The 12,806-nt window shown below is 59.7% G+C and carries 15 protein-coding genes; 11 read left to right on the top strand and 4 right to left on the bottom strand.

Annotated elements, in window-relative coordinates; translation table 11 throughout:
- Positions 1-94: 94 nt before the first annotated feature.
- The 3 genes from pseC to ACS3WA_RS09655 form a co-directional block, all read right to left on the bottom strand.
- Positions 95-1,252 carry a UDP-4-amino-4,6-dideoxy-N-acetyl-beta-L-altrosamine transaminase gene (gene pseC / locus ACS3WA_RS09665; protein WP_438278322.1) on the bottom strand — a complete coding sequence of 386 codons (1,158 nt, stop codon included), beginning with the start codon at positions 1,250-1,252 and terminating at the stop codon, positions 95-97.
- On the bottom strand, positions 1,249-2,250 hold the full coding sequence (pseB, locus tag ACS3WA_RS09660; protein WP_438278321.1) for a UDP-N-acetylglucosamine 4,6-dehydratase (inverting): 1,002 nt from the start codon (positions 2,248-2,250) through the stop codon (positions 1,249-1,251). The genes pseC and pseB overlap by 4 nt, the downstream gene beginning before the upstream one ends.
- 387 nt (positions 2,251-2,637) lie before the next feature.
- Positions 2,638-3,075 (bottom strand): RrF2 family transcriptional regulator, encoded by a 438-nt coding sequence (locus ACS3WA_RS09655; RefSeq protein WP_438278320.1) that lies wholly within the window; start codon positions 3,073-3,075, stop codon positions 2,638-2,640.
- 170 nt (positions 3,076-3,245) lie between these two features.
- Between ACS3WA_RS09655 and ACS3WA_RS09650 the strand changes: the two genes are divergently transcribed.
- The 5 genes from ACS3WA_RS09650 to ACS3WA_RS09630 all read left to right on the top strand — a co-directional run bounded on the left by ACS3WA_RS09650 (position 3,246) and on the right by ACS3WA_RS09630 (position 6,700).
- Entirely contained in the window at positions 3,246-3,743 is a 498-nt protein-coding gene (locus ACS3WA_RS09650; protein ID WP_438278319.1) for a hypothetical protein, read from the top strand.
- A 9-nt stretch (positions 3,744-3,752) separates the two neighbouring features.
- Positions 3,753-5,204 (top strand): cbb3-type cytochrome c oxidase subunit I, encoded by a 1,452-nt coding sequence (locus tag ACS3WA_RS09645; protein WP_438278318.1) that lies wholly within the window; start codon positions 3,753-3,755, stop codon positions 5,202-5,204.
- Between the two features lies 1 nt (position 5,205).
- Entirely contained in the window at positions 5,206-5,808 is a 603-nt protein-coding gene (locus tag ACS3WA_RS09640; RefSeq protein ID WP_438278317.1) for an SCO family protein, read from the top strand.
- Positions 5,805-6,395, top strand: a complete 591-nt coding sequence (locus ACS3WA_RS09635) for a hypothetical protein (protein ID WP_438278316.1) — start codon at positions 5,805-5,807, stop codon at positions 6,393-6,395. Before ACS3WA_RS09640 ends, ACS3WA_RS09635 begins: the two co-directional genes overlap by 4 nt.
- Positions 6,396-6,457: 62 nt before the next feature.
- The gene (locus ACS3WA_RS09630; RefSeq protein WP_438278315.1) at positions 6,458-6,700 is read left to right on the top strand and encodes a hypothetical protein; all 243 of its coding nucleotides are present in this window, start codon (positions 6,458-6,460) and stop codon (positions 6,698-6,700) included.
- Positions 6,701-6,839: 139 nt separating this feature from the next.
- Here ACS3WA_RS09630 and ACS3WA_RS09625 read toward each other — a convergent pair whose 3' ends face one another.
- Positions 6,840-7,454, bottom strand: a complete 615-nt coding sequence (locus tag ACS3WA_RS09625) for a TetR/AcrR family transcriptional regulator (protein WP_438278514.1) — start codon at positions 7,452-7,454, stop codon at positions 6,840-6,842.
- Positions 7,455-7,506: 52 nt separating this feature from the next.
- Between ACS3WA_RS09625 and ACS3WA_RS09620 the strand changes: the two genes are divergently transcribed.
- The 6 genes from ACS3WA_RS09620 to ACS3WA_RS09595 all read left to right on the top strand — a co-directional run.
- Positions 7,507-7,740 carry a hypothetical protein gene (locus ACS3WA_RS09620; RefSeq protein ID WP_438278314.1) on the top strand — a complete coding sequence of 78 codons (234 nt, stop codon included), beginning with the start codon at positions 7,507-7,509 and terminating at the stop codon, positions 7,738-7,740.
- Between the two features lie 9 nt (positions 7,741-7,749).
- Positions 7,750-8,439, top strand: a complete 690-nt coding sequence (locus tag ACS3WA_RS09615) for a hypothetical protein (protein ID WP_438278313.1) — start codon at positions 7,750-7,752, stop codon at positions 8,437-8,439.
- A gap of 13 nt (positions 8,440-8,452) precedes the next feature.
- On the top strand, positions 8,453-8,731 hold the full coding sequence (locus ACS3WA_RS09610) for a YiaA/YiaB family inner membrane protein (RefSeq protein ID WP_438278312.1): 279 nt from the start codon (positions 8,453-8,455) through the stop codon (positions 8,729-8,731).
- Positions 8,732-8,809: 78 nt separating this feature from the next.
- Positions 8,810-12,214, top strand: a complete 3,405-nt coding sequence (locus ACS3WA_RS09605) for an acyl-[ACP]--phospholipid O-acyltransferase (RefSeq protein WP_438278311.1) — start codon at positions 8,810-8,812, stop codon at positions 12,212-12,214.
- Positions 12,211-12,483, top strand: a complete 273-nt coding sequence (locus tag ACS3WA_RS09600) for a hypothetical protein (protein ID WP_438278310.1) — start codon at positions 12,211-12,213, stop codon at positions 12,481-12,483. The genes ACS3WA_RS09605 and ACS3WA_RS09600 overlap by 4 nt, the downstream gene beginning before the upstream one ends.
- A partial coding sequence (locus tag ACS3WA_RS09595; RefSeq protein WP_438278309.1) for a hypothetical protein occupies positions 12,435-12,806 on the top strand: 372 nt, incomplete at its 3' end. The genes ACS3WA_RS09600 and ACS3WA_RS09595, both read left to right, overlap by 49 nt.

Genomic DNA, 12,806 nt, shown 5'->3' with positions numbered 1-12,806 from the left:
GGCAGATCTCTATCTGAGGTCCAGTCGGCCCGGCCTTGCTCTGAGGCCGAACTTTGGACCGCCAGTCGCGATTTCGAAACGACAATTCAGATCCTCAAGTTTCGAGCGCGTGGGACAACCGTTCCATAACGTAATCCTGCTGTTCGGCGCTCAGGTTTGGATGAATAGGCAACGTTAGTGCGAAGTCGTAATATTTTTCGGCAACCGGAAAGTCGCCACGGGAGAAACCCAGGGCCCGGTACCATGGTTGCAGATGGACCGGGATGTAATGGACGTTGACGCCGATACCTGAAGAGCGCATCGCCGCGAAAACCTCGCCGCGAGTGCGTCGCACGGTTTCATCCAGTTCAATGACATACAGATGCAACGCCGAGAAAGTGCCCTCCGGCACGAACTGTCGAATCACGGGAAGACCGGCAAGCCCTTCGTGATAACGCGCCGCGATCGTCTGCCGCCGGGCGACAAATTCGGCGAGGCGATCAAATTGGCTCACGCCGAGCGCCGCCTGAATGTCGGTCATACGGTAGTTGAAGCCGAGCATCACCTGCTCGTAGTACCAGGGGCCTTCGGGAACGGCGGTCATGTCAGTGGGATCGCGCGAAATGCCATGGTTGCGCAGCAGGCGCATGCGATGGGCGATTTCGGCGGAACGCGTGGTCGCCGCACCGCCCTCTCCTGTCGTCACGATCTTGACGGGATGGAACGAAAAAACGGTAACGTCAGCGAGCTCGCCCGAACCAACGGGCCTGTTCTGGTAGTATCCGCCAACGGCATGGCTCGCGTCTTCAAGGATGCGGAAGCCGTATCGATCCGAGAGCTGGCGGATAGAGGCAATATCTGCGGAAGTACCGGCGAAGTCCACTGGAACGACAACCTTCGGCAGGGCGCCGTCGCGCTCGGCCGCTTCGAGCTTGGTGGCCAGTGCTTCGACATCCATGTTTCGGGTCCTGGCATTGATATCGACGAAATCGACGATCGCTCCGCAGTAGAGACCACAGTTGGCGGAGGCTACAAAGGTGTTCGGCACCGTCCAGAGACGATCCGATGGGCCGAGCCCGAGCGCAAGACAAGCGATGTGCAGCGCCGCAGTTGCTGAGGAAAAAGCGACCGCTTCAGGCGCGTCGACTGCACGCGCCAACGTCGCCTCAAACCTGGGGACCATCGGCCCTTGGGTTAGGAAGTCAGACCGAAGGACTTCGACGACCGCCTCGACATCGGCGCTGGAGATGTCCTGACGGCCATAGGGAATCATGTCTTGGCCCGTTCATAAAATTTCCGGATTTGTTCCACAGAGTAACGGACGGGGTTTGTACCGGAGTTGTACTCGAAACCTCGCGCTACAGGAGCACCTGTCTCACCGAGACGGTTCTTCAAATAATCATAACCGCGATCGTGGAACCTGATCGACGGCCGCATGACATAATGTTCACTGAACTCCAGCGTCAAATGGCTATTATCCGCAGGGCACAGTATCTCGTGCAGCTTTTCGCCCGGTCGGATACCAATCACGTTCTGTGGCAGGTGCGGCGCCATCGCCGTTGCAAGGTCGACTATCCGGATCGACGGCAACTTCGGTACAAAGATTTCGCCGCCCTGCATACGCTGGAAGCACTTCAGAACGAAGTCGACGCTTTCCTGCAACGAGATCCAGAAACGAGTCATGGCGGTGTCGGTAATCGGCAATGACGTCGCGCCCTGCGCTATCAGTTTTTCGAAAAATGGGACGACCGATCCGCGCGAGCCGGCAACGTTGCCATAGCGCACGACCGAGAAGGCGGTACGTCGTTTGCCTGCCATATTGTTGGCAGCAATGAACAGTTTATCCGATGCAAGCTTGGTGGCGCCATACAGGTTGATCGGATTAGCCGCCTTATCGCTTGAGAGCGCGACCACCTGCTCAATGTTGTTGGCAAGCGCAGCTGCCACAATGTTCTCCGCGCCATGAATGTTGGTGCGGATACATTCCATTGGATTATATTCAGATGCTATCACCTGCTTCATGGCGGCAGCATGAACGAGATAGTCAATCCCACGCGTCGCTTCGATCAGACGCGCGCCATCACGTACGTCGCCGATCAGCCAGCGAATGCAGGGCGCGTTTATTTCCTGCTGCATCTCGAATTGCTTGAGCTCATCGCGTGAATAGAAAACGAGGCGCGCCAAGTCGTAGCGTTCGAGCAGTATATTCGCAAATTTGCGTCCGAAAGAGCCCGTACCGCCGGAAATAAACACGGATTTGCCGTTGAACACCTGGACCTCTCTTTATCTGGGGAATGGCGTAACCGAAGTCCGCGCGATGTCAATGACGGGACAGTCAGAGTGAACACTTCACCGCCTGAAGGCGGTGGCTTCAAGACGCGGGAATGCACCATGCGGTCGCCGCGATCAATGCGCGTGACGGCATCGCCGGTGATCAGGGTAATGCCGTTTTGCGCGTACCATTCGCGGCTGTTGATGACGATCTCCTCTATCGTCTTGTCACCCGCCAACAGCGGGGATCGCGACGTTGCGCAACGTTGCGGTTGCTAAGTATTCAGCAATAGTCGTGCCACATTTCCGGATACCGCGATGGCAACCGGCAGGCGGCGTGTGGACGTCAGCGCTGATCTTGCGAATTATGCGAACTGGGGCGCGTGGTCACGCGGCCAGGCCGAGCAGCCGGCGCACCGCGCCTGCGCGCGGCAGCGCATCGGCGAGGCTACGGGCATCAAGGCTGGCGAAGAAGGCATCGCTCGCCTCGGCCATCAGGGGCGCCAGTCCGCAGGCCGATACGATAGCGCAGGTCACGCGCCCATCGCACAGACACTCGACCGGCCCCGACCCCGCTTCCGAGCGACGCAGCACATCGCCGATGGATATTTCGACAGGTGTACGCGCCAGCCGCATTCCGCCGGAACGACCCCGAGCGGTCGTCACGAAGCCCTCGCGAGCCAGGAATTGAGCGACCTTGGCGACATGATCGCGCGACAGACGATAACGCTCCGCGACCTCACGCACAGTCACCTGCCGGTTGCCGGCGACAGCGAGATACATCAGGACGCGGAGCGCGTAATCGGAAAAGACGGACAACTGCATGATCGCGATTTCACCTATTGGCGTTGACAATACAAGTCCGTGATGTCTTAATAGGTATTTATGATACCTAATAAGACGGACGATTAAGCAAGGACAAGAAGAGAAGTAAGGACAAAAAGAGTCAGTCAGGCATTCCAGCTTCCTAGTGAACAGACACGGGGGAAAGATCAATGCAACTGACGGTTCTGGCACTGAGCCTGGTGCTGATGGCCATTATTGTTTGGGCCTTTATTGCAGCGGCGCGCGCTGCGGGGAGCGGAAAGGTTCCCACGAACATCGAATCACGGCGCAACTGGATCATCGTGAGCCTTACGGTCATCGGCGTTGTCGTGACAGTGATTTCGCTAAGGCCCTGGCCGCTCGCAGTGGCCAAGACGGCAACTGTCGTCAACGCCTCCGCCGCGCAATGGCATTGGGAACTCGACACTGACAAGGTGCCACTGGGCAAGCCGGTAGCATTCAAAGTTCGTACCGCCGACGTCAACCATGGCTTCGGTGTGATGGATGCTTCCGGGAAGTTGCTGTTCCAGGTCCAGGCCATGCCCGGCTACGTCAACCAGGTGGAGTATGTCTTCGATACTCCTGGCACCTACCATGTGGTGTGCCTGGAATATTGCGGCGTCGCGCACCACACAATGACGGCCGAGTTCACTGTCGTGGCCGAATAGGAGCCCGTCATGTCTGTCATCGCCGAAGAAAGTGGCCCCGTCGTCATCGCCCCGCAACTCGGCTCGGTCAAGCTCTCTATGCTGCTGGCTGGTGTCGTGATCCTGCTCATGATGCTTTTTGGCCTGACCATGCGTGCCGCCCAAGGCGGGCTGATCACCATCGACCCTGCCCTGTTCTACAAGATCATGACCGCACACGGGGCGGGAATGGTGGGAACGGCGGGGCTCACCGGGGCAACCATCCTCTGGTTCTTCACCGAGCGGTACGTATCTCTCGCGGCCGGCGTGTTCTGGGCTTTTCTGGGCTTCTTCCTGCTGGGCGTTGTCCTCATTCTCGGAGCGATCTTCATCGGCGGCTATGCCGGGGCCTGGACCTTCCTGTTTCCGTTGCCGGCTTTGTCGGGCGGCCTATGGCAACCCGGTGCCGCGATCGTATTCCTGCTCGGCTATACCTCGATCGGGGTAGGCTTCCTTCTGCTCCACCTCGAAGTGGGGCGCAAGCTGATCGCCAAATATGGCGGCATCGGCGGAGCGCTCGCCTGGCCGTTGGCCTTCGGCAGCGGCCGCCCGGAGGATGCACCGCCGGCGACAGTGGTCGCTGCCATGGCATCAACGATCTTCAACTCGCTCGGCATCGTGGTGGGCGCGGCCGTGCTGGTCGTCAGCATCGTCAACCTCGCCTTTCCCGAATTCACCGTCGACGCCCTTCTGGCCAAGAACATGATCTTCTTCTTCGGCCATGTATTCATTAACGCCTCGATTTATATGGCGGTGATCGCCGTCTATGAAATCGTGCCCGAATACACCGGCAAGCCGTGGAAGACGACTCGGGTCTTCGCCATTGCCTGGACGGTGGTGCTCTTGTTCGTTCTGGCAGTCTACCCGCATCACCTTATGCAGGACTGGGCAATGCCGGGATGGGCGGTCGCGACGGGTCAGATCGTCTCCTACTTCTCAGCCATCCCGCTGATCGCGGTCACCGCGTTCTCGCTCCTGATCTATCTGCGCGGCGCCGTGTCGATGCGCTGGGATCTCACATCCGCCCTGCTGGTGCTGGGCGTGGCGGGCTGGACGGCGGGTTCGGTGCCGGCCGTCCTCGACGGGATGATCGTGGTCAACAAGGTCATGCACAATACCCTGTGGGTGCCGGGCCATTTCCACACCTATCTCATCCTTGGCGAAGTGGCGATGGCGTTCGGTTTCATGACCTGGCTGGTCCGTCGCGGGGATGAGAGGCTCTCCGGCCTGCCGGGGACGGCGTTTTGGGTCTACGTCGTGGGCGGATCCGGATTCGTGTTGATGTTCCTGATCTCGGGCGCCATGTCGATCCCGCGCCGGTGGGCGGTGCACCTTCCGGAGTGGCATCTCCAGGCACAGATCGCGTCCGCCTTCGCAGTGTTGATCGTGCTGGCGGCCGCACTCTTCGTGCTGCGCTACCTGACGCGGATCGGCCGGAGTTGAGATGCGCCCGTTGCTCGCCAGCCTGGCCGTCATCGCCGCTGGCGGGGCCGTGCTGTGGCAAGCGACGGACGGGTTCGCGGCGTTGACGGCCGAGCGCGCGCGACGTGTTGAGGTTCTGCGCGACATGCCGGCCGTGCCCATCGTCACGGTCGAGACCATGGCGGGCAAACGCCTCACGCTGCCACCGGGCGACGGACGGGCGATGGTGGTCGAGTTCATCTACACAAACTGTCCGAGTATCTGCCAGTCGGCCGGCGCGGAACTGGCGCAATTGCGCGACCGATTGGCGAGCGGGCCTCTGGCCGCGCGGGCTTGGCTCGTTTCGCTTTCTTTCGATCCCGCGCGCGACACGCCCGAACGGATGGCCGAATACGGTCACTGGCATGGCGCCGACGGCAGGCTGTGGACGGTGGCGCGTCCCGCAGAAGGCGACCTTGGCGCACTGCTCAATGCCTACGGAATAACGGTGATACCTGACCGCGCAGGGGGCTTCACGCACAATGCGGCGCTGCACGTCGTCTCGCCTGACGGGCGATTGCTGGCGATCCTCGATATGAATGATGTCGACGGGGCAGAGAATGCGATCGAAAAGGCGCTTCGATGAAAGGCCATCTCGCTACCGCGGCTGGACTGTTCGCCACTGCCGCATTGTTGCGCGGTCCGCTGGAGGCGAGCCCCATAACCCACGTACTCGTGCAGCTTCCGGCCCTTGCGCTGGCCGGCGCGCTCATTGCCCCGTATCTGCGTTTCGGGCGCGGCGAGTGGAATCGGGGCGGCTGGGCCTGCCTGCTGGCGGCGGGTTTCGGCGTCGCCTTCTGGATGCTGCCGCGAAACATCGATGCGGCCGTAGCCGATATGCGCTGGGAGACCGCAAAATTCGTCTCCCTGCCGCTTATGGTTGGGCTCCCGCTGGCGGCCGGCTGGACGAGCGCGCATCCGCTCACCCACGCTATGATCAAGGCGCAGACGCTGTCGATGCTCGCCGTGATGGCCTTTCTCTACACACATGCGCCGATGCGGCTGTGCAACGCCTATCTGGCGCAAGACCAGTATCTCCTTGGCGTCGGTTTTTTGGCAGTGGCATTGGCCGCTGCCGCCACCTGGATAGCCCCGCTGATATTTTCGGCGCCGCTATCGGCTCCCAGCCGGTCATCCGAGGTCTCGGAATTGGAACGGAAATTCGCGAGATGAAAAAGGAAAAGCTCATGCGCGCAATTGTGATCTTGGCGCCCTGTTCGTAGCAACCCTTGCCAGTGGCAGGCGCCCATGGCCGCTGCCGTCTTTGGGTGGTGCGATCACTTGACAACGAGATCATAATCGACGCCTTCCCATTGATCTTCGACAGGCCAATAAAGCGTGAAGATGATCGCGCCGCCCGGCTTGAGGCTTGCCGTATCGAGGTCGGCGAAGTGGATGCGTATTCGGCGGGAACCGACATAGTCAATTCCATGTCACGCCTCGGTTCTGCCGGGAGTCCATTTGCTCTGTTCGGCTGATCGTTTCCGCAAACGTCAGCTTCCCGAACATGTCCGCGTTTTCAATGGACCAGTCCACAGACGCCAACCGCTATGTAACTCCTGATCTTCGCGACCTTTCCAAGACTTCACTGATCGAAGTGCAAAGGGCCGCCGCCTGTCAGGCGCGCGCGCCCAGTCCTTCGAGCTGGGCATCGACGAATTGCGCAAGTTGCTGCCTGAGATTTGGCGATGGTACGGCGACCATGCGATCTTCAAGCCCGAGCGTAATGATCCCGTGCGCGGCTGAAAACATGGTTCGCGCGATCAACAACAGCTCATCGGGATCGCGCTTCGGTAAAAGCCGCGAGAGCGGCGAATACATCAGCGAAAATGCCTCCATGACCATATCGAGGATATCTTTGGGAAATGGACGGTTGTTCTCCATCCGATGCTCGAACAGTGATCGGAGCAGATTTGTGTGCTCCGCGGCGAACTCGAGATACCCGGTCGCCAAACCATGGAGCTGAACGCGCGGGTCGTCGCTGGGAATGGTGCGTAGTTTCGATGTGAGTAATTGAACCGTTTCGCGGTTCACGGTCAGGATCAGGCCGTCAAAGTCACCGAACTCATTGTAAACGCTCCCAATCGAGCATTCTGCGGCTTCGGCAATGTCTCGAACTTTCAATGAAATCAGCCCCTTAGCTGCGATCAGGCGTCGAGCGCTATCGAGTATCAACGCCCGCCTGCGACTTTTTTTCTGATCGCGCAAAGATTCTTCTTGAACAATGTTCATTTTTGCCGTACCGATTTTGAACAATGTTCAAAATAGCAGGAGGCCACGGAATATGCAAACGCTCTTTCTTGGAAACGTAGCTCTTACCGCTGCCGGCGATGCCCATGCCCTCGCGACCGGCGTCGGCAGGATTGCCCTCAAACTCGTCATGAAACTCCTCCTGTCTCCGATCGAACGGCTGGCCCAGGCCAGCGACGTTGCGGGGGTGCTGGTCCACCGCAAGCGGCAGCAAGCAGAAAGACGACGTTGCTCGTTTCCTTTCGGCTACCTGAAACACCTGACCTGAGGCCGATCGATGCGCCAATCCCTCTTCCGACTGTTCGACATATTGAGTGACCTGTATCGGCAAACGTTATCCCCGATAACAAGTCTGAATCGTTCACTGGCGGCGGCTCATCAGTCCCACATTGCGGCTCGCCGTGCGCTTGCGATCGCGATCGCCGAGGAAGCCCGGGAAGCCGATCGTCGCCGCGTTCTCACGATCAAGACACAGGACCTGGAACGGCGTGCCGTCGAAGCGCTCCGGGCCGGCCGCGACGATCTGGCAACGCAAGCTGCTGAAGCAATCGCAGCAATATCCAGCGATATCCGTGCTACGGAGCAGGCTTCAAAGCATTTCGCTGCTGAAGTTGCCCTCGCCCGCCGCGAGGTCGATGCTCAACGCCGACGTTTATCGGATCTCGATCGCGGCCGCAGAATGGCCCGCATCGATAGCGCCCTGACCGGCACCATCCACGGTTCGGAGGCGGATCTTGACAGCTTCAGTGAAGCGGAAATCGCGTTGGAGGCAGTCAGGGCAAACAATCAAAACGCTCGCGCCATAAGGCACGAAATGTCCCAACCGGCCGAGCATCTGATCGAACGGATGTCGGAAGCCGGATTTGGTCGGCCAACCCATATTCGCGCATCCGATGTTCTGGCGCGACTTCGCAAGGCTGCCGAGCAGCCGGTCGCGGCTTTGATTGAATCCAACCTGAAGCCTTAACGAAGGAACTACCATGTCACAGCATATGACGCATTCCGACCGTCCTACCAGCGCATGGGTCAACTTTTCCTACATCTGCTTCGCAGCATCTGTCCTGATGGTGGGCGGGGGCATTTTCGCGCTTCCGCTGGATTGGTGGACACGCGCCTATTTCGCAATGGGAATGGGGATGTTGATTCAATCCTGTTTAACGCTCGCCAAGACCGTTCGTGACCTTCACGAGAGCAGCCGCATGATCAACAGGATTGAGGAAGCACGGACGGAAAAGTTGTTGAGCGCCGAGCGGACTTGACACCAAAGTATCCGAACCGCGGCACACCCGCATCAAACTTGCCCAAACTTTGCAATTCAAAACTATCATAGGAAGCCCATGATCCGGGAATTGATGTCATCACGCCGTTTTGCGCCATTGTTTTGGGCTCAATTCTGCGCCGCCCTAAATGATAACGTTTTGAAGAACGGCCTTGTCATCATCCTGCTGTATGGGGCTGCGACGACGCAGGGCGGCACTCTGGTAACGATCGCCGGCGCGGTTTTTATTTTTCCCTTCTTCGTACTCTCGGGCCTTGGCGGCGAACTCGCAGACAAATACGTCAAGTCCGTCGTGGCGCAACGGTTGAAGTTCGTTGAAATTTTCGCCGCCGCCTTTGCTGCTGTTGGATTCTTCCTGCACTCGATCCCGTTTTTATTCTTGGCGCTCTTTATGTTCGGGACCGTTGCCGCGCTTTTCGGCCCGGTAAAATACGCCATTCTGCCTGATCAGTTGTCGGTCGGGGAACTTGCGACGGGCAATGCGCTGGTGGAGGGCGCGACTTTTCTCGCGATCCTGATCGGCACCATCGCTGGCGGCTTACTGGTCTCCAGTTCGACCCATATGGGCTGGGTCGCCTCCGCAATCGTGCTGCTTGCGTTTCTGTCATGGGCGTTCGCTTCCCGCATACCGATCACGACGCCATCGGCGCCTGAGCTGGCCATAACAGCCAACCCCTGGACCTCGACCCTTCGTCTGCTCAAATCACTTTATGCCGAGCGGCGGCTCTGGGATGGCATGCTCATCGTGTCGTGGTTCTGGCTGGCCGGCGCCGTCGTGCTGTCGCTGCTGCCCACGTTGATAAAGGATATCATCGGCGGCACCGAGACTGTCGTGACAATGTGCCTTGCGATCTTCGCCATCGGCATTGCCGCGGGCTCGCTGTTTGCCGCCCAGCTTTCGCATGTGAGGCCAAACCTCGCGCTGGTTCCGATCGGCGCGATCGTGATGGGCGTTTCCGGCCTCGACATCGCATGGGTGGTGGGCCACGCCACGCCAGCCTCTGGTGTCACGCCGATAGCCTTTCTTACGTCGTTTGATGGCTTGTGGATCGTTGCCGACTTCGCGATCTTCGCCTTCGGTGGAGGCCTGTTCGTTGTCCCATCCTTTGCCGCTGTACAGGCGTGGTCTATACCGGCCGAGCGCGCTCGCGTGATCGCGGCCGGCAATATCCTCCAGGCAGGCTTCATGGTAGCGGGCTCGCTGTTCGTCGCGCTGGTTCAAGCTGCCGGGCTTTCGATCGCATGGATCTTCTTTGGCCTCGCGCTCGCGTCCTTCGGTTCGATCTTCTTTGTTCTCAGTAAATGGGGCAAGGAAGGCGTCCGCGATTTCGGTGCTCTGTTGTTTCGGGCGCTCTTTCGAGTCGAAATTCGGGGATTGGAAAATCTCCCCGGACCTGGCACCCGCATGCTGATTACTCCCAACCACGTCAGCTTGGTCGACGGCCCGCTGGTACATGCGACATTACCGATTGACGCCAGCTTTGCGGTCGACACCGGAATCGCAAAGGCATGGTGGGCCAAGCCGTTCCTTCGACAGATCAGACACTACACCATGGATCCGTCCAGGCCGCTTGCAGCACGCGACCTGATCAGGCTCGTCGCGTCCGGCGAGCCGGTCGTCATCTTCCCGGAGGGCCGCATCACGGTCTCTGGCTCTTTAATGAAGGTTTACGACGGTACCGCAATGATCGCAGACAAGGCGGATGCGGTCGTGGTGCCGGTGCGGATCGAAGGCGCCCAGCGCTCATATCTGAGCTACCTGAAGAACGGTGAGATCAAGCGCAGTCTTTTTCCGAAAGTCACGATCTCAATCTTACCACCGGTGAAGCTGGCGATTGCCCCCCTCTTGAAGGGCAAGGCGCGGCGCAATGCCGCCGGTAGCGCTTTGCAGGACGTCATGATCGACGCCATGGTGAAGAACGCAATGCTGGACCAAACGCTGTTCGATGGACTGGCACACGCGCATCGCGATCGCGATACCGGCAAGCCGATTATTGAAGACGCGCTTGGCACGTCCTTGACCTACCGCAAGTTGATCCTTGGCGCGCAGGTATTGAGCCGCAAGCTTGAACAAGGCACATCCATCGGCGAGAACGTCGGCGTGCTGTTGCCGAACTCGGCCGGCGTGGCGGTCGTATTCATGGCGCTTCAGACCATCGGCCGCGTGCCGGCGATGCTGAACTTTTCGGCCGGCATCTCGAACCTGCAAGCGGCGATGAAGGCGGCGCAGGTTCGCACTGTCCTTACGTCGAAAGCGTTCGTTGAGAAAGCCAAGCTCGACAAGCTCGTGGCGGCGGTCGCAGGCGAAGCCCGCGTGCTCTACCTCGAAGACACCCGAGCCGGAATTGGCTTTGGCGACAGGCTGGCTGGCCTGTTGGCCGGGTCCGCACCGCGAGTTGCGCGCAAGGCCGATGACCCAGCGGTCGTGCTGTTCACGTCCGGCTCGGAGGGGACGCCCAAAGGTGTGGTGCTGTCCCATCGCAATATTCTCGCCAACGCATCACAGGCAATGGCGCGCGTCGATGCCAACGCCAATGACAAGGTCTTCAACGTCCTGCCGGTGTTCCATTCCTTCGGGTTGACCGGCGGCATGATGATGCCCCTGCTTACGGGCATCCCAATTTTCATGTATCCATCGCCCCTGCACTACCGGATCGTGCCCGAGTTGATCTACCAAACCGGCGCCAGCATCCTGTTCGGAACCGACACCTTCCTCGCCGGCTACGCACGTTCGGCTCACGCTTACGATTTCCGCTCGCTGCGGTTGGTGCTCGCGGGCGCGGAGGCCGTCAAGGACCGGACCCGCCAGATCTACATGGAGCGCTACGGTTTGCGTATCCTGGAAGGGTACGGCGTCACCGAAACCGCGCCCGTGCTCGCCATGAATACGCCAATGGCAAATCGCCCGGGCACGGTCGGCCGGTTGTCGCCGCTGATGGAGGCGCGCCTCGATCCTGTCCCTGGCATCGAGGAAGGCGGACGCCTTGCGGTTCGCGGCCCGAACGTCATGCTCGGCTATCTGCGTGCGGAGAACCCGGGCGTGCTGGAGCCCCTGCCGGACGGATGGCACGATACCGGCGACATCGTCGGCATTGACACTGCCGGCTTTATCACGATCAAGGGTCGCGCCAAGCGCTTTGCCAAAATCGCCGGCGAAATGGTTTCGCTGTCAGTCATCGAAGCGATGGCGACGGTCCTCTGGCCGCAAGCAATTTCGGTCGCGGTTTCGATTCCTGACCAGCGCAAGGGCGAGCGGATTGTAATGCTCACGACCCAGAAGGATGCCAACCGTGCCGCGATGCAGCGCCACGCCAAGGCATCTGGGATATCGGAATTGGCCGTGCCCGCCGACATCTGCGTAGTGGACAAGATCCCACTGCTTGGCTCTGGCAAGACCGACTACGTGGCGGCGACAGCGATCGGAAAGGAGACGGTACGGATAGCCGGGCGCGAAGTAGCATGACTGATACGCCTTCCTCAGGCGCAGTTCTTTTCCATGGCCTGGCAAAAACGCCACGCTCGTTCGGGCCAATGAAACGAGCGCTGAAGAAGGAAGGCTTCGCGACGCTGAACCTCGCCTATCTGAGCCGAAAATATCCGCTGGGGGTTCTCGTCGAAAATGTTCACGCTGCTATCATCCGTTTGCTATGCAAACGGATGCGCTTCACTTCGTCACACACTCCATGGAATGGACTGCTCGCGCAAATGAGATTGCTGTCGAGGATTTCCTGACGGGCCCGGGCATCGGGCAATTTAGTCTCCAGCCACAATTCGACGCGGCCGGCGCGCAGCAAGGCCGCCGGCATCTGGTTGGGGTCCATCGCGGTCAGGATCACCGCAACCTTGCCGGCGGTTTCCGCTGGGGATTTTTCCGACCACGGCGGGCAAGTCAGGCGAAGCCATTGGCGCCCGGATGGGGCACCATCCTCCTCCCCCTTGGCGTGGAAAGGCCATTTGAAAATCGTGCGAAGAATGCGGGCGATGCGCGCAACCTATTGCGGTCACGAAAACGACGGAACACATCCGCGCCTCTGACACTACGGAATAATGATTTG

Source organism: Nitrobacter sp. (assembly GCF_051535235.1).
GTDB lineage: Bacteria > Pseudomonadota > Alphaproteobacteria > Rhizobiales > Xanthobacteraceae > Nitrobacter.
The sequence above is the reverse complement of the archived record's forward strand: the minus strand, read 5'-3'. Positions and strand labels throughout refer to the sequence as shown.